This window comes from Hyphococcus sp. D3-15 (assembly GCF_055809375.1).
Genome location: NZ_CM147910.1, coordinates 3,357,134 through 3,374,220, shown reverse-complemented (window position 1 = coordinate 3,374,220; position 17,087 = coordinate 3,357,134). Strand labels below are relative to the sequence as shown.

Sequence of the window (17,087 nt, the reverse complement as noted above, 5' to 3'; positions counted from 1 at the left end):
CAGTTCGCGGTTGACTAATAGCGATGTTCTTATTGGTGGGGCCGAATGGGAAGCGGGCCGGCTAAGCGTAGCCGCCGAATACTCCCGAGTGTCGGCGGACACAGTCAATCCAGCCCTGGAAATAACGCTTAACTTTATCAATCCGAACTCGGGAATAACCACGAGAGACGAAAACGGCGTCCCGATTATTTTCGACTTCAGCCAAGGAAACTCCTTCGCTATCAATTTTGATGACCCATTCGCGCCAACTGTAGACCAGTTGCTGGATCCAAATAACTATGTGTTTGATGGCAGTCCGAACTACAGCGGAGATATTCAGGAAAATGTGGAAAATGCATTTCGCCTGGACACCTCCTACGATCTTACTGACTCCAGCATACCCTTCATTAGTTCAGTTGATGTTGGCTATCGTTACAGTAATCGCACGACCCTTAGAGACAACAGGTCAGCGTCAACGAGCGGTTCCGGCTCATTAGCGAACAGTTTGAATGCTGGTGCTATTTCGCAACTCCTCACCGCGATTCCTGATAACTTTGGAGACGGTACAAATAGCGATTTGTTCGTTCGGGATTTATTGCACGTAAACCCAAACATTGCTGCAAATCCGGAAGAGACGGTAAACGCGATCAATGCCGCCGCTATGGCCCAGGGCCTCTCGCCAATCTTCACCTCCGGGTTAATGTCAGAGGATAGCGCGTTCTTTGATATCCAGGAAAAGACAAATGCTTTTTACGGTCAGGTGAACTTTGAAAGTGGAAGGTTCCGCGGCAATGCGGGTCTTCGCTATGTCAGGACATCCATTGCGTCGACGGCCAATGTGATAGACATTGGTGGTCCCGTCTTGACGACGGTTGATAGCAAATACGACCACTTTTTGCCGCGCGTGAACCTCTCTCTGGATGCAACAGATAGCATTGTCCTGCGTGCGTCTTACGCCAGAGAAATTAATCGCCCCGGCTTTGCCAATATATCATCTGCGCGATCCTTCCCGGATGCTGGCGGAGTCAACGGTAATTCTGTGGCTGGCAATCCTGATTTGCGGCCGGAAGAAATTACTGCCTTTGACGTATCTGCGTCATGGTATTTCGCGCCTGAAGCAGTCATCAGTGTGGGGTTGTTCCGCAAAGAACGTAATGGGCTGTTCGGAACGACCGTTGACGAGCCAGGCGGGCCGGGCGACGCGGGTGTTATTGCGCCCAACACGCGTGATACGGTTGGTCCTGTTTGCGAAGGCGGCGGTATTTTTTCTACGGGCACGGAAGCCGGTATTTTCGGTAATGGCGAGGTCGGCGTCTGTGTTGGAAATCAGTTCCCATTCAATTCCGACAACACAACCACGCAACAAGGTGTCGAAGTCGCTTTCCAGTATAACCTGGGAAGTTGGGAAGACAGACTTGGCTGGGCTTCCGGTTTTGGTGTCCTTGCGAATTACACTTACCAAGACGAGAATAACAATTCCGGTTTCACTGATATTGCAGGCAGCCGTGCTCAGGCGATTTTTGAGGCGCAAGGATTTGACCCTGCCGTAAATCCTGTTCAGCGTGAAACCGCCACCCTGTTGAACCTTTCCAATCACGCTTATAACGTGACGGCATTCTACGAAAAGTATGGGCTGTCAGCCCGTATGCGTTACACATGGCGTAGTTCGTTTAGAACTGATGATCTGCCGGGTACCGGTAGCGTATTTGATCCACTCGGCTTCAGAGGTGTCGTTGAGGCTAGAGGGCAGCTGAACGGCAGCGTAAGTTATGACGTTACTGATCAGATCACGCTCAACATAGATGCGGTCAATCTGACTGAATCCAGTCAAAATGTATTCTGTGTGAATAACAAAGCGTTGCTATGCTACGAAGGCATCACCGATCGAAGAATCATCTTTGGGGCTCGCTTCACATACTAGATCGCATTCGAGTATCGGTCAGTCCTTGCGTAAGGATACGGATTGACCTTTCCTCCGGCCCGCTTGCTGTTCCTCCCGACAGTAGGCGGGCTTTTCTTTGCGCGAAATAAGCCCCGCGTTCATAGAAATTCAACTGGAAATTGGTATGTGAAATTGATATAATTTCCGCAGGTGCGGCGGTATTCGCCGAATGGACGGATGTGTAGAGAATGGCTGAAAAACGGCTTTATCACTCAGTAGCGGAGCGCATTAAAGAGCTCGTTCGCAAGGGCGTCTATCCGCCGGGGAGCCGGCTTCCTGGCGAGCGCGATCTGGCGGAGGAGATGGGGGTGAGCCGGGTGACCATCCGCGAAGCGCAAATTGCGCTTGAGGCGGTCGGCATGCTGGATATTCGTGTCGGTTCAGGGGTCTATGTGTTGCGCAACTCCACCGAAGATGTAAGCGCCATGCCGGATGTCGGCGCTTTCGAGCTTACAGAGGCGCGCTCAGCTATTGAATCGGAAGCGGCGGCTTTGGCTGCGGCGGCAATCACTGATGAAGAGCTTGATAAGCTTGATGAAATCGTTGATCGGATGGCGTCAGATCTCGGAGCCTGACGCGCCTCTTGAGGCTGATGCGGACCGGGAATTTCACCTTTTGATCGCCCGTGCCACAAAGAACAACGCCATGGTTGAAACCGTTGAGCGGCTATGGCGCATCCGCAACGGGAAGCCCGAAGTCAAACAGGCTTATGATTCCATTTGTGAGATAGATTCGGAGAAGCGGCTCAAGGAGCATAGGGATATTGCGACCGCGCTGCGAAAGCGCGACCCGGAGCGGGCGCGCAAGGCTATGCGCACGCATTTCAAATGCATCATCGAAGCGATGTTGAGCGCAACGGAAGCGCAGGCAATCGAAGAAGCCCGGCGCAGGACTCAGGAGAGCCGTGAGCGGTTCCTCAACGGGGCGGCGGCTCTCTAAGAGTGCTGGTCTGGGTTATCTCTGATCTGCATACCAAATAATTTTACCACTTTTGAAAATTGGACTGTTAATAAACTTGTCCAATTCTGATTTTTCCCTTATTGTTTCATAAAAGAGCCGCACTAGCGGCGCCTGGAACAACAAGGGAGGAAGCATGGCCGGTGGATTTGGATCATCCCTGCGCATCCATTGGCCCGTCGGCGCTGGCGTGACGGCGTTATTGCTTGGAACAAGCTCTGCGCTGGCGGAAACCTTTCTGGTTGAAAATCAGGACGCATACAAAGAGGCGGCCGAGGGTCTGAAGCCCGGCGATACGCTGGTTCTCGCAGACGGGGTCTGGCGAGATTTTGAAATCGTTTTCAAAGGTCACGGGGCTGAGGGCTCGCCTATATCCCTGACCGCGCAAACGCCGGGAAAGGTGATCCTGACCGGGCAGTCGAATTTACGGCTGGCCGGAGAATATCTCGAAGTTTCCGGTCTGGTGTTTAAAGACGGCTACACGCCCACAAGCGAAGTGATTTCTTTCCGCGTCGACGCGAATAATCTTGCTAACAACTCCCGCGTCACTGAAGTCGTCATCGACAATTTCAACCAACCCGAACGCCAGGAAGTCGATTTCTGGGTAATGATGTATGGGAAGAACAACCGCTTCGATCACAACCACATTGCCGGAAAGCGCAATAAGGGCGTGACCATGGCCGTTCGGTTGAATACGAATCAAAGCCAGGAAAACCATCACCGTATTGACCATAATTATTTCGGGCCGCGCCAGGTTTTAGGATCAAATGGCGGGGAGACGTTGCGGATCGGCACAAGCCATTATTCGCTGAGCGATTCTTTTACAGTTGTTGAAAACAATTACTTCGATCGCGCCGACGGCGAGCTGGAAATCATTTCCAACAAATCTGGCAAGAATATTTTCCGGAACAACACATTTTATAAGTCTCGCGGCACGCTGACCATGCGCCACGGAAACGGCAACCTTGTTGAAGGAAATGTTTTCTTTGGCGAAGGCGCTGATCACACAGGCGGCATTCGCGTCATCAATGCGGGGCAAACAATTCGCAACAACTACATGGAAGGCCTGAAGGGCACGCGCTTTGGCGGTGCACTCGTGGTGATGAACGGTGTGCCGAACTCGCCGATAAACCGCTATCATCAGGTGAAAGATGCGAAGATCACGAATAACAGCATCATCAACAGCGATAACATTCAACTGGCGGCGGGAAGCGATGCGGAGCGCAGCGCTGTTCCCGTTGACAGTGAATTTGTTGAAAACCTCCTCTTTCATGCCGGCGCCAAAAACATCTTTACGGTCTACGATGACGTGTCAGGCATCATGTTTGCCGGGAATGTCATTGGCGCTATGGATCCGCCGGATTTCGCGCAAGGGTTTCGCCGTGAGAAATTCAAGCTTGCGCGTGCTGATAATGGATTGTTGTATCCGGCGGGCGATCTTGGCGCAGGGGCGCCCCGCAATCTTGAAGTGACAAGAAAAGAAGAAACGGGCGTAGCCTGGTATCCGAAGTCGGAGCCCATTGTAGAATTTGGTTCCGGCCAAAATGTAAAGGTGTCGCCGGAAGCGAATGAATTAGTCACCGCCGTCAGTGAAGCGGCGCCGGGCGATACGATCATATTAACGCCGGGCGACTATGTCGTTGCGAAGTTTCTTAAGATTGACAAGCCGCTTACCATCAAAGGGAAGGGTGAAGTCAACATCACCTTTGAGCGCTCAACTCTGTTTGAAATTCTCGACGGCGGCAGTCTCCGGCTGTCAGGCGTCAATATCTCCGGTGAAAATGCGCCGGATAATGCGGGCAACGCCGTCATCCGAACCAGCCCCTATTCCATGTTGGAAAACTACCGGCTGGAAATCATCGATGTTCGTTTCAAAGATCTCGATGTCAACCATTCTTTCAATGTCATCTCCGCATCCAAAGGCACATTCGCCGACAATATTCTGATCCAGGATTCCAGCTTCAAGGATATAACAGGTGCGGTTTTGAGGCTGGACAAGGAAAGCGACGATTACGGCATCTATAACGCCGAATATCTGGCCATCACGAACTCAAAATTTGAAAATATCGAAGGCGCGGTGGTCGATTTCTATCGCGGCGGCACCGACGAAAGCACTTTCGGTCCGCATTTTGAGCTTACCGGCTCTACTTTCACGAATGTCGGGGGAGGAAAACGGAACAAGTCAAAAGCCTCTATTCATCTTCACGGCGTTCAAGTGACGAATATTTCCGGCAATACGTTTAAAGACAGCGAGCCCTTTCTCATCAATCATACGGTTGGCGAGCCGAAAACGCGCGTTATCGACAATACATTCGTCAATATGGGCTTACCAAAGGTTTACGAGCTAAATAGCGGGCTTGAGCCGACAGCGGTGATTGAACACAACAAGGTGAAAAGCCAGTGAAGCGCGCCGTCCTGATATCCCTTTGCGGCGTGGCCCTGACGGCTTCGTCATGCGAACGATCAACGCAACCGGATTCACATGAAGAAGCCGTCTCCATGCATGCGGCGACAGATCAATCGATCGATTTTACTGCAACCATTAGCGCATTGGCGACAAAGATTGACGCTCAGATTGATGAGCCGATTGTCGTGCCCGAACCAAAAGACGCGGGCGGCGGCTATACGCATGAGCAACACAAAAGCAACGCCAAGGCGATCTATGAGGCCGGGAAACTATACGAGTTTACTGGCGATGAACGCTATGCTCAGCACGCCGAAAAATTGCTGCTTGCCTATGCAGATATGTATCCGGGGCTGCCGCTGCACCCTGAACAAAAAGAACAATCGCCCGGGCGGCTGTTCTGGCAAAATCTGAATGAAAGCTGGTGGCTGGTTTACGCTATCCAGGGCTATGACAGCATCAGGGATGGTCTGTCTTTACAGTCGCGGGAAAAAATCGAAACCGATCTTTTGCGTGAACTGACGGCATTTCTTTCGGAAGGCTCGCCAGAGACGTTCAACAAAGTTCATAATCACGGGACCTGGGCCAATGCCGCCGTCGGCATGACCGGCTATGTGATCGGCGACGAAGACCTTGTCGAGAAGGCGCTGCTGGGTCTCGACAAGTCCGGCGACTATGGCTTCCTCAAACAGCTTGATGAACTGTTTTCGCCGGACGGCTATTACAATGAAGGGCCATACTATCAGCGCTACGCCCTGATGCCGTTCGTCCTGTTCGGCCAGGCGATTGAGAAGAACGATCCTGAACGGAAAATTTTCGAGTATCGCGACGGCATACTGAAAAAAGCGATCTATGCGACGATCCAGCAAAATTACGGGGGACTGTTTTTCCCGATTAATGACGCCATCAAAGACAAGGATATTGCGACAGCCGAGCTGCAATATGGCGTCGCTATCGCGTATGATCTGACCGGCGATCCGGGCCTTCTATCGATTGCGAAGACTCAAGGAGAAGTTGTCCCCACCAAAGGCGGCAAGAAACTGGCTGACGCAATTGGGCGCGCCGAGGCCGAACCGTTCGAATACGCCTCAATGCGCCTGCGTGATGGGGGTAAAGGCGATGCGGGCGCGCTCGATATCCTGCGCGCGTCGAAAGACCCGGATGATCTGGCGGTTGTCGTCAAGAATACGTCTCAGGGGCTTGGTCACGGCCATTTCGATAAACTGGGATTGCTTGTCTACGACGCCGGACACGAAATTATCCGAGATTATGGCGCTGCACGGTTCCTCAATGTCGAAGCGAAATTCGGCGGGCATTATCTTCCGGAGAATGACAGTTTCGCCAAGCAGACTATCGCGCATAATGCGCTCGTCGTTGACCAGACAAGTCATTTCAATGGTGACACGGATACCGGCAACAAGTTCGCACCGGATGTCGGCGCGTTTTTCGTCTCGGACAATTTGCAGGCGACAAGCGCAAAAATTGATACTGCGTATGAAGGCGTCTCCCTCAGCCGAACAGTGGCGATGATAAAGGATGATGCGTTTCCAAATCCGATCATTGTCGATATGGTTGATGCGCATACGGAAAAGCCGCGTCTGTATGATCTTCCATTTTACTATAACGGCCAGCTGGTTGAGACGAATTTCGAGATCGCCGCTGATCCGCTGACCCGCAGTCCGATGGGTTCTGACAATGGCTACCAATATCTGTGGCGCGTCGCCGAGAGCGACTTTCTTGACGGAAATACGCAGATTACATGGCTGTTAGATCGGCGGTTTTATTCTGTGACGTCGTCCGTTCCCGACAACACAAAAATCGTCATTGCGGAAATCGGCGCAAACGATCCTAATTTCAATCTGCGCCGGGAGCCTGGGTTTATGTATCGGACGAGAGCACCGGCCGGCGTATCCTTCACTTCCGTCATTGAGCCGCACGGCGAATATAACCCGACAGCTGAATATACGGTGGGCAGCCATTCCAATGTTAAGTCCGTTTCTCAATTTGAAGCGGGTGCAGCCCGCTATGTGCTGATTGAAACCAGAGACGGGCAACGCGTGGGTCTTGGCGTTGCGGGCGATGTCGCCGCTGGCGCAACGCATACCGTAACAGCAGGCGGTCAAGACGTTTCATGGACCGGGCCTTACAAAATTTTCCACTCACAAAAGCATATCGATGGAGGGAAGTAACCGTGCAAAACCCGAAAACAAAAATTGAACAAAGTCGCGAGAGCCTTCCTTTCATACTGAACGCAAAAACGCCGGTTGAGACGGTGGGGCAGGGCCTGACGCGGCAAATTCTTGGTTACAACGACGAAATCATGGCCGTGCGCGCAATTTTTGAAGAGGGCGCCATTGGCGAGATGCACAAGCATCCGCACAGTCAGGTGGCGTTTGTCGTGTCGGGAAAATTCGATGTCACTGTTGGCGATGAGACGAAAACTCTCACCGCCGGAGACAGCTTTTACGTAGCGCCGGAAACAATGCATGGCGCCGTATGCAAAGAAGCTGGCGTATTGATCGATATGTTTTCGCCTGTGCGCGAAGACTTCCTTGCCGATCCGGCCAAAGGCTATTCGTCATGATGAAGGGGCGCCTCAGATGGGTTGTGGTGAGCCTTGTCGCGCTGGCGACAATCATCAACTATATTGACCGGCAAACGATCAATGTTCTGTGGCCGCAGCATATTGCGCCCGACCTTTGGCCCGATATGGGCCCAGACGGGCATAAAAAGATTTTGGGCGCAATTTCGGTCGCCTTTATCTTCTCTTATGCGTTAGGCCAGGCGATCTTCGGGAAAATATTTGACTGGATCGGTACACGGTTAGGATTTGTTTTGTCGATTGGCGTCTGGTCGCTGGCGACGGCGGCGCATGCGCTTGCACAAGGTGTCTTAAGCTTCAGTATTTTCCGTTCGATTCTTGGCGTTGCGGAAGCTGGCAATTGGCCCGGCGCCACGAAAGCGAATGCGGAATGGTTCCCGATCAAGGAACGCGCCCTGGCGCAGGGCATTTTCAATTCCGGCGCAGCAATCGGCGGGATCATTTCCATTCCGCTGATCAGCTATCTGGCGATTTTTCTTGATTGGAAAATCATATTCATCGGTGTGGGCGTCATTGGGCTGCTTTGGCTGGTTCCATGGTGGATTATCGTCAAGGCGCCGCCGAAATATCATTCATGGCTGACTGACAGCGAGCGCGAATACATTCTGAGCGGTCAGGCCATTGAGGATGTGGACGGAGATGGAAAGCTGGATGGCGGATACAATCCTTCCACCGGAGATCTATTGAGCCGAAAACAAAGTTGGGGTGTGATTATCGCCTCTGCCGCGATTGATCCAATCTGGTGGTTGTTCATCATCTGGATACCGACATATTTGTTTGAAGTTCACGGGTTCAACATCAAAGAGCTTGCCGCATCTGGCTGGCTTCCTTTTGTCGGGGCGATGTTCGGCGCATGGTTCGGCGGCTTGCTCGCCCAAAATCGGCTCAAAGCCGGCTGGGACGTTAACAAGACCCGCAAGTTTACGATCACCTTGGGCTGTCTGATTATGCTTCCCGCTTTGCTCGCAATGGCTGTCGCCGCGACGCCTGCGCTGGCTTTGACGTTGATGTTTATCATCCTGTTCGGGTTTCAAACGGCCATTGGCAATGTGCAAACGCTGCCCAGTGATTTCTATGGCGGCAAGACGGTCGGCACCTTATCCGGCTTCGCCGGCATGGCGGCGAAACTGACGGCGGCGGGGCTCACTTATCTTGTTCCGTGGCTGACGATGGGCGCCAATTACACGTCAGTCTTTATCGTCGGCGCCGCGCTGGCGCTCACCGCAATATTCAGCGTCTGGGTCCTGTGCGGCCATATCCAACCTCTGAAACCGCGCGCCGAAAACGTTGCGTAACTAGTTAGACAAGGAAGAGAATATGACAAAACCTGTGATTGGTTTCATTGGCCTCGGTCTTATGGGCGGCAATATGGTAGAGTGTTTGCAAAAGAACGGCTTTGAGCTTGTGGTCATGGACCTCAACAAGGACGCGGTCGCGACAGTACTTGAACGCGGTAACGCCTCCGAAGCGGCCTCGCCAAAAGCACTCGCCGAAGCCAGCGACATTGTGATGCTCGCACTAACGACATCTGCGGTTGTAGAGAAAGTCACCTATGGCGATGACGGCATTCTGGCCGGCATCAAAGAAGGTTCTGTCCTGATCGATTTCGGAACGTCGATCCCGGCCTCGACGCGCAAGATCGGTGCGGAGCTTGCTGAAAAAGGCGCAGGCATGATTGATGCCCCGCTTGGCCGCACGCCCGCGCACGCCAAGGACGGGCTGCTCAACATCATGGCGGCAGGCGATACTGAAACTTTCGACAAGGTAAAGCCGGTTCTCGATGTGCTCGGAGAGAATGTTTTTTATCTTGGGGCGCTCGGCGCTGGGCACACAACGAAACTGATCAACAACTTCATGGGCATGACGACGGTTTGCGCTATGAGCCAGGCATTCGCCGTGGCCGACCGGGCCGGCGTTGACCGCCAGCAGCTTTTCGACATCATGTCTACGGGCCCTTCCAGTTCGCCCTTCATGCAATTTTGTAAAAACTACGCGGTGGATGGCGTGAGCGATCTTGGGTTTTCTATCGCCAATGCAAACAAGGATCTCGGCTACTTCGTGAAAATGGTTGAGGACCTCGATACGCGCTCCCTGATTGCCGAAGGCACATCGACCAACCTCCAGGCCGCCCTCGACGTCGGCATGGGCGACGGTAATGTTCCGGAAATATTCGATTATTTCCGCAAGCTGGAGAGGTAAGCCGGGCGATGTTCAAGAGTATCAAAAAATGACAAACGCGATTGTCAAAACTTTGGAGCAGACGCGCGTCGTGCCGCTTGTTCAGGCAGACGATGCCGCAACGGCGATAAGGATTTCGGAAGCGCTTATCGAGGGGGGGCTCTCCGTCCTTGAGGTCGTTCTGCGTACTGATGAGGCGTTGAAATGCCTCGAGGCCATTGTGAACAAGTTTCCAGACGCCCATATCGGCGCAGGCACGGTTTTAAGCGCAGGGCAATGCAAAGAAGTCATCGCGCGGGGCGCAAAGTTTATTGTCTCGCCAGGTCTTGATGAGGCATCGGTGCAAGTTGCGCAATCGCAAGGCGTTCCGATCTTTCCGGGCGTGGCGACACCGACGGAACTTCAACGCGCGTGGAATTTAGGCCTTCGCACAGTCAAATTCTTTCCGGCCGGTCTTGCCGGGGGAACAAAAATGCTGAAGGCGTTCTCTTCGGTTTTTCGCGATATGCAGTTTATGCCAACCGGTGGGGTTAGCGCGAATAATCTTGCCGAATTCCTGGAAATCCCTTCTGTGCTGGCCTGCGGCGGCAGCTGGCTGACGCCGCAATCGGCCATCACAAATGGAGATTTCGCCGCAATCACAAGTCTGGCTCGAGAAGCGGCGAGCATTGCACAGCAGTAGCTATTCTACGGAGAACTTGTAAATGGCAAAATATCTATCATTTGGCGAAATCATGTTGCGCCTTAAAACGCCGGGCCATGAACGCTTTTTTCAATCGCCATCATTTGAGGCGACGTTCGGCGGCGGTGAGGCCAATGTCGCTGTTGCGCTGAGCAATTACGGCTTGCCCGCTGCATTTGTGACTGCGCTGCCCGATAATGATATTGGACATGCGGCGATCGCGGAACTCAGGCGGTTCGGTGTGGATACGTCCATGATCCGGCGGTCCGGCGATCGTATAGGGATTTACTTCTTGGAGACAGGGGCCAATCAGCGGCCGTCAAAGGTCGTTTACGACAGAGCGCAATCGTCAATTTGCGAATGTGCTCCTGGCGATTTCAACTGGTCGGAAATTTATGATGGCGCCAAATGGCTGCACATTACAGGCATAACACCGGCTTTGAGCCAGTCCGCAGCGGACCTTAGCCTTGAATGTGTGAAAGAGGCAAAGGCGCACGGCGTGACAGTGTCCTGCGATTTCAACTACCGTGGCAAGCTCTGGAAATATGGGAAATCAGCGCCCGAAGTCATGACCGATCTGGTGAAGTATGTGGATGTCGGTATCGCTAATGAAGAAGATTGCCAAAAATCGCTGGGCGTTTCGGTAGATGTGGACATTGAAAGCGGTGAGTTAGACACTGCAAAATACGAAGCGCTTTCTCAAAAAATGCTCGAGCTCTACCCGCAAATGTCCACGATTGCGATTACATTGCGCGAAAGCCATAGCGCCGATCAAAACGGCTGGTCAGCGTGCATGCGGGACAAGGACGGGTTTCGTTTGAGCCGGCGCTATCAGATTACAGATATCATAGACCGGGTAGGCGGGGGCGACAGTTTTGCGTCTGCCTTTATTTACGGCCTCAACGCATATGAAGACCGTCAACAATCGCTTGAATTCGCCGTTGCGGCGAGCTGTTTGAAACATTCAATACTTGGCGATTTCAATCGCGTGACAGTGGGTGAAGTAGAAAAGCTGATGTCAGGAGATGGTTCTGGAAGGGTGCAGCGGTAATTTAAGGAACGCCTATTGCCGGGCGGCCAGGCGCTTCGCACACGGCTGCATTCTGTCAGAAGCCGACGCTCGCTCTAAGTTCAGTTTAGGCGGGCTAAAAGCGGTCAGCATGCCAGGATATGGCCAGGGTTTATTTGCCGAGCCGCGAGCGGCTATCGTTGTGTCAAGCAATAGGGCTTAGCGCCGTCTGTGAAGGTCAGCCGCGTATATTTGTATCAAAAGGACGAGTTGCTGCGTTGGCATGACAATGGTCGTCCGGTGATAGGTCAGTCTGTGCGCTGCGCGTCGATGCGAAACTCAAGGTGGATGCAAGATTTGAGACCGCCGAGACGGTCGCCGGCGCGATGATCCCCCGACTAGCGAGAACACCACGCATTTGATTTCTGCAAACCGCCTGTAATCAGCCCAGCCCGTGAACGCCTGCCCGCGGGGAATATCTATTTTCTTCAATGAGATAATGGCTCCCCGAACTGGACTCGAACCAGTGACCCGCTGATTAACAGTCAGCTGCTCTACCAACTGAGCTATCGGGGAACGCCCTTGGAACGCGGCGTATAGCAACTGCGCCGCGCCAAATCCATACCCTATTTGCCGGGGAGTGCGCATTTTTTCTCTCCCCCTCACGCGAAAAACTGTCATCGAATCGGCGGTATGAGAGCGCCGCAGGGCGGGACCCAAATGGGGCGCACGAGCGACACCCGCCGCCGCCGGGCGATTGCGCCAAAAGCGGGCCATAATAGCGAGACGGCCGCGCTTGGGGGAAGCGCGGCCGGTACTCACTGTCGTGGGGTATGGTGGGGTATCTTCTCGGGAGAAGACCTAATTAAGGTCTCATCAAGATATTAACATAAGGTTAACGAGGGGGCGGGGAGGCTGGCCGTCGTAGGCTATTCCGCCGGGTCCCAAAGCGGATTGCGACGCTCGCCCAGCTCTGGCGCCTGACCCTCGCCACCATGATGGGATTCGCCATAATCGCTATGCTCTGATGCGCCATGGCCGACGGCGGCCTGCTTCTGGCCGGTCCACGCCCATAGGTAAAAGCGTTTGATATCCGCCCCGACCGCATACATCGCCGGGACGAACAGCAAGGTCACAAAGGTCGCGAAGAACACCCCGAAGGCGAGCGAGACAACCGTCGGCATGAGGAACTGAGCGTCGGTTGAGCGCTCGAACATGATCGGCAGCAAGCCGACAAAAGTCGTCAATGAGGTGAGCAGGATAGGCCGGAAACGCCCGACGCCTGCCTTCACCAATGCGGAGATGGCGCCTTCGCCGCTATCTCTCAGGCGGTTCACATAGTCGATCAGGACGAGGTTGTCGTTGATCACGACGCCGGCTGCGGCGGCTACGCCAAAGAACGAAAACATTGCAAAGTCGAGACCGAAGATGAGGTGTCCGAAGGTGGCCCCCATAAAGCCAAACGGAATCGCCGACATGATCAGCAGCGGTTGAGCATACGATCCAAAGGCGATAGCGAGCAGCGCATACATCGCGAAAATCGCCATGACGAACAGAGGGATTATGCCGGTCAGGAATTCCTGTTGCGCTTCGGCGTCACCGCGCTGGGCGAGGTTGATGCCGGGGTGGCGCGCGGCGAATTCGGGCTGGAATTCGCGATACATACGCATGACTTCGGCGCGGTCCGCGCCATCGCGCAATTCGCCGGTGACCTGGGCGGAGCGCTCGCGGTCGCGACGTTCGATACGCTTAAAGCTTGGCGCAAATTTCGCGTCGGCGACCGCCGTGAGCGGTACTTCGCGCCCGTCCGGCGTGCGCACGCGCATGGACTCAATGGAGGTGAGCGATTCCCGGGCGGATTTCGGATAGCGCACCATCACGCGCACATCCTGACCGCCGCGCGGCAGGCGCTGAACCTCTTCGCCGTAAAACGCCTGACGGATCTGCCGGGATACTTCGGCGAGGGTCAGGCCGAAGCGGTGCGCGCCCGGCTTCAACTCCACCTGTAGCTCAGGCGTCGCCGACTGCAAATTGTTGCGCACATCATATGTGCCGGGAAGCGTGCGCAGGAAATTTTGCAGATCAAGCACGCCGAGCCGTAAATCTTCGAGGTTTTTGGCTTCGATGCCGAATGACAGCGAGGGGCCGCCATCGTTCAGCGTATAGCCGACGGTGATTTCTTCAGCGTCGGGAATGTCGCTGAGCTTGCTGCGGAAAATATCCGCAACCTGTTTGGTTGAAAGGCGCCGTTGTTCGGCGGGTATAATTGTCAGATAGGCGTCGATATCGGTTTCGTCGGCGCCGATGTAAACGGATTTGACGAACTCCAGTTCGGGTGTGTTGAGCTCTTCTTTGAGCGCGCCTGCGGCTCGCTCGACTTCAGCGAATACCTGCTCGGTCCGCGCCCATGGCGAGCCTTCGGGCATGCGCACCGTGAGATTGACAAATGTGCCCTGGACTTCCGGTTCGAATTTGAAAGCGATCCAGCCCTGGTTCATCAGCGCAACGGCGACCATAAAGGCGCCGATAAAGAAGGCGACGGTGAAATAGCGTAAGCGCAGCGCCAACCTGACCATTGGCCGGTAGACCGTGTCGGCGAAGGTCATTAGCCCTTCGGCGAAAATGCCCTGCATCCGATAATACACGCCATTTTTGTTCTGCTTTTTCATATGCGCAAGGTGCGCAGGCAAGATCAGGAATGACTCGACCAGAGAAAACGACAGGGCGAAGATGATCGTATAGGAAATGTGTTTGGTGAATTGCGATGTCCCGCCGCCGATAAACAGCCATGGCAGAAAGGCGATCATCGTCGTCAGAACAGCAAAGAAAACCGGCTTCGCCATGAGCTGGGCGGCGAGAATCGCTGCGTCGACGCCTTTGCCCCCGGCCTCGACTTCGTTGTGAATGGCTTCGCCCACCACAATTGCGTCATCAACCACAACGCCGATGACAAGCAGGAAGGCGAACATGGAAAGCATGTTCAAAGAGACGCCTGAAACCGGCATAAAGATGAAAGCGCCGGTGAAGGAAACGAGGATGCCTACCGAGACCCAGAACGCAACATAGGGGCGCAGAAACAAAAGCAGCACGATCAGGACAAGCACGAGTCCGACCGCCGCGTTAGACGATACGAGGTTCATCCGGCCATGATAGAGATCGGCGAAGTCGAACCAGATATAGAGTTCCGCCTTGCCGTCGAGTTCTGCGTTTTTCTCATCGAGCCACGCATTCACGGCGTTTGAGATCTCGACAATATTGAGCGTATCTGGCGCTTGAATGGCGAGGTTGACGGCGGGCAGGCCGTTCATCTCGCGGATGGATTTTGAATCTTCAAATCCGTCAACAACATTCGCAACATCGCGAACGCGGATGGTCGATCCATCTGCGCGCTGGCGGATGATGATGTTTTCGAATTCTTCTTCAGTGTCAGCGAGATTGCGCGTGGCGAGTTGAATATTGCCCGTGTCCGTGCGCACTTGTCCGCCGGCGAGATTGAGAGACGATCCCTTGATCGCGCGCGAGACATCGTCAAAGGTCAGGCCGAACCGGCGCAGCGCTTCTTCAGACACCTCGATGGAGACTTCCTCGTTTCGGATGCCCCATGTGTCGACGAGCGGCGACCCTTTGGGAAGTTGGGCCAGTTCGTCGCGAAGATCGCGGCCGAGGCGATAAAGGTCGCGCGCAGGCATGTCGCCGAACAGCGCAATAAATTGCGTTGGCATTTGGTTGCGCCATTGCTGCACAACTGGCGGGAATGCGTCTTGTGGAAGGGTCGAAATGCCGTCAACGCGGTTCTTGATCTCATTGAGGAAGAAGGTGGCGTCGACTGTATCGATGCCTTCCACATTGACATAGCCGACACCTTCGCGCGCGGTGGAGTTGATGTGTTCAACGCCGTCAATATCTGAAACGGATTCTTCGATCCGCAGAATGATTTGCTCTTCAATTTCCTGCGGCGAGGCGCCAGGCCAAGCGACGGAGATCGTGGCGCCGTTGAAGCTTGCGGACGGAAAGACCTCGCGCTCGAGCCGCATGAATGCGATGACGCCGGCGATGATGATGGTGATCATCAACAGGTTTGCGGCTACGGAATTCCTTGCCCACCATGCGATCAGTCCGTTCACGGCTAATCTCCCGAAGTGGCGTTTTGCGCGGTCGCGCTGGCGCTTGGTGAAGGTTCATCAGACTTGATCGCGCCGGGTATGTTATCGAGCGGATCAGCGGGAGAAACCTTGGCGCCCGCGCCGGCGCCGCGCAGCGGAGAGATGACGACGCGATCGCCTGTGTTCAGGCCGCTGGCGATTGTGATCGTATCGCGGTCCGTGGAAACGATGTCCACTTTATGCTCCACGAGCATGTCGTCTTCACTGATCGTATAGACAGTGTCCCGTCCATAGAGAGCTGAGCGCGGCAGCACGATTGCGTTTTCATATGGTTTGCCGATGATCGACGCGTCGACAAACAGGCCCATCGCGAGCGGCGTGCCGTCATCAGAGCCCTCGCCATAGGGATCGTCAACGACGGCGATGGCGATAACCTGACGCGTGGCGGCGTCGATTGCGCCTTCCGTGCGCGCAACGCGGCCGGTCCAGTGATGCAGCTTGCCGGCGATTGTCGCGCTCATGCTGACGGTCGGGCCGGGGACGGCGTCGCTTTCCGAAAATGCGAGCGGCAGGCCGAGCTTGGCCAGATCATTGTCGGTCAGCGCCAGGCGAATTTCTGCGACATCAGTTGAGAATATCCGGCCGAGCTGGGCGCCAGGCGATACATATTGGCCGACGCCGGCGATGCGTTCGCGCACCCGGCCGGGGAAGGGCGCGCGGATGGTTGTGCGCTCGAGATCGAGCTGCGCGGCTTTGTATTCTGCTCTCGATTGCTCCAGTTGCGGGAGGCGCAAGGTCAATGCTGTGGGGTCTACCTCAAGGCCAAGCTCTTCATAATCCCTGCGCGCGAGCGCCGCTTCGGCTTCCTCTTGGGCGAGCCGTGCGCCCGCCGCCGCTTCCGCCGCGCGATATGGCGCGTCCTCGATTTTGATCAGCGTGTCGCCTTTGTTGAAAGCGCCGCCATTGACGAATGCATCTGACGTCGAAACGATTTGTCCAGAAACCTGCGCCGTCAATGAAATATCGGTGCGCGGGCGCACTTCGCCCTGGGCGGTGACATCAAGCGTCACTGATTGCGTTGTAGCGACGGTGTAGAAGACGGTCGGCGGCGTAACCACCGGGTCCTGACGTTCAGGCTTGGGCTTTAACGCGCCCATAAGCCCGATCAGTCCGAAAAAGACCACGAAAATGCCGACAGTGCCCAATATTGTGAACAGCTTGCGAAACATGA

Annotated in this window: 12 protein-coding genes and 1 tRNA gene; 10 read left to right on the top strand and 3 right to left on the bottom strand. The window is 54.6% G+C overall.

Annotated features, from left to right (window positions below):
* Positions 1–10: 10 nt before the first annotated feature.
* The 10 genes from AC0L8G_RS16545 (at position 11) to AC0L8G_RS16500 (ending at position 11,795) form a co-directional block, all read left to right on the top strand.
* Positions 11–1,900: a TonB-dependent receptor domain-containing protein gene (locus AC0L8G_RS16545; protein WP_473385262.1), complete on the top strand. Its 1,890-nt coding sequence runs from the start codon at positions 11–13 to the stop codon at positions 1,898–1,900.
* 209 nt (positions 1,901–2,109) lie between these two features.
* A complete protein-coding gene (locus AC0L8G_RS16540; protein WP_473385261.1) occupies positions 2,110–2,496 on the top strand; it encodes a FadR/GntR family transcriptional regulator in 387 nt (128 codons plus the stop codon).
* A complete protein-coding gene (locus AC0L8G_RS16535) occupies positions 2,456–2,860 on the top strand; it encodes a FadR/GntR family transcriptional regulator (RefSeq protein ID WP_473385260.1) in 405 nt (134 codons plus the stop codon). Before AC0L8G_RS16540 ends, AC0L8G_RS16535 begins: the two co-directional genes overlap by 41 nt.
* Before the next feature lie 154 nt (positions 2,861–3,014).
* Positions 3,015–5,282, top strand: a complete 2,268-nt coding sequence (locus AC0L8G_RS16530) for a polysaccharide lyase 6 family protein (RefSeq protein ID WP_473385259.1) — start codon at positions 3,015–3,017, stop codon at positions 5,280–5,282.
* A gap of 95 nt (positions 5,283–5,377) precedes the next feature.
* Positions 5,378–7,471 carry a heparinase II/III domain-containing protein gene (locus AC0L8G_RS16525; RefSeq protein WP_473385258.1) on the top strand — a complete coding sequence of 698 codons (2,094 nt, stop codon included), beginning with the start codon at positions 5,378–5,380 and terminating at the stop codon, positions 7,469–7,471.
* Positions 7,472–7,473: 2 nt separating this feature from the next.
* Positions 7,474–7,866: a cupin domain-containing protein gene (locus AC0L8G_RS16520; protein ID WP_473385257.1), complete on the top strand. Its 393-nt coding sequence runs from the start codon at positions 7,474–7,476 to the stop codon at positions 7,864–7,866.
* Complete coding sequence (locus AC0L8G_RS16515) at positions 7,863–9,179, top strand: MFS transporter (protein ID WP_473385256.1); 1,317 nt, start codon at positions 7,863–7,865, stop codon at positions 9,177–9,179. The genes AC0L8G_RS16520 and AC0L8G_RS16515 overlap by 4 nt, the downstream gene beginning before the upstream one ends.
* 22 nt (positions 9,180–9,201) lie before the next feature.
* The gene (locus AC0L8G_RS16510; RefSeq protein ID WP_473385255.1) at positions 9,202–10,083 is read left to right on the top strand and encodes an NAD(P)-dependent oxidoreductase; all 882 of its coding nucleotides are present in this window, start codon (positions 9,202–9,204) and stop codon (positions 10,081–10,083) included.
* A complete protein-coding gene (locus AC0L8G_RS16505; RefSeq protein WP_473385254.1) occupies positions 9,980–10,744 on the top strand; it encodes a bifunctional 4-hydroxy-2-oxoglutarate aldolase/2-dehydro-3-deoxy-phosphogluconate aldolase in 765 nt (254 codons plus the stop codon). The genes AC0L8G_RS16510 and AC0L8G_RS16505 overlap by 104 nt, the downstream gene beginning before the upstream one ends.
* 52 nt (positions 10,745–10,796) lie before the next feature.
* On the top strand, positions 10,797–11,795 hold the full coding sequence (locus tag AC0L8G_RS16500; RefSeq protein ID WP_473385253.1) for a PfkB family carbohydrate kinase: 999 nt from the start codon (positions 10,797–10,799) through the stop codon (positions 11,793–11,795).
* Between the two features lie 458 nt (positions 11,796–12,253).
* Here AC0L8G_RS16500 and AC0L8G_RS16495 read toward each other — a convergent pair.
* The 3 genes from AC0L8G_RS16495 to AC0L8G_RS16485 all read right to left on the bottom strand — a co-directional run bounded on the left by AC0L8G_RS16495 (position 12,254) and on the right by AC0L8G_RS16485 (position 17,085).
* Positions 12,254–12,329: transfer RNA gene (locus AC0L8G_RS16495), tRNA-Asn, on the bottom strand.
* A 353-nt stretch (positions 12,330–12,682) separates the two neighbouring features.
* Complete coding sequence (locus AC0L8G_RS16490; protein ID WP_473385252.1) at positions 12,683–15,877, bottom strand: efflux RND transporter permease subunit; 3,195 nt, start codon at positions 15,875–15,877, stop codon at positions 12,683–12,685.
* 2 nt (positions 15,878–15,879) lie between these two features.
* A complete protein-coding gene (locus tag AC0L8G_RS16485; RefSeq protein ID WP_473385251.1) occupies positions 15,880–17,085 on the bottom strand; it encodes an efflux RND transporter periplasmic adaptor subunit in 1,206 nt (401 codons plus the stop codon).
* Between the last annotated feature and the right edge of the window lie 2 nt (positions 17,086–17,087).

Coding starts and splice junctions, on each gene's coding strand:
- AC0L8G_RS16540 (WP_473385261.1), top strand. CDS start 2,110: ATGGCTGAAAAACGGCTTTATCACTCAGTAGCGGAGCGCATTAAAGAG.
- AC0L8G_RS16535 (WP_473385260.1), top strand. CDS start 2,456: ATGAAATCGTTGATCGGATGGCGTCAGATCTCGGAGCCTGACGCGCCT.
- AC0L8G_RS16530 (WP_473385259.1), top strand. CDS start 3,015: ATGGCCGGTGGATTTGGATCATCCCTGCGCATCCATTGGCCCGTCGGC.
- AC0L8G_RS16525 (WP_473385258.1), top strand. CDS start 5,378: ATGCATGCGGCGACAGATCAATCGATCGATTTTACTGCAACCATTAGC.
- AC0L8G_RS16515 (WP_473385256.1), top strand. CDS start 7,863: ATGATGAAGGGGCGCCTCAGATGGGTTGTGGTGAGCCTTGTCGCGCTG.
- AC0L8G_RS16510 (WP_473385255.1), top strand. CDS start 9,202: ATGACAAAACCTGTGATTGGTTTCATTGGCCTCGGTCTTATGGGCGGC.
- AC0L8G_RS16500 (WP_473385253.1), top strand. CDS start 10,797: ATGTTGCGCCTTAAAACGCCGGGCCATGAACGCTTTTTTCAATCGCCA.
- AC0L8G_RS16485 (WP_473385251.1), bottom strand. CDS start 17,085: ATGTTTCGCAAGCTGTTCACAATATTGGGCACTGTCGGCATTTTCGTG.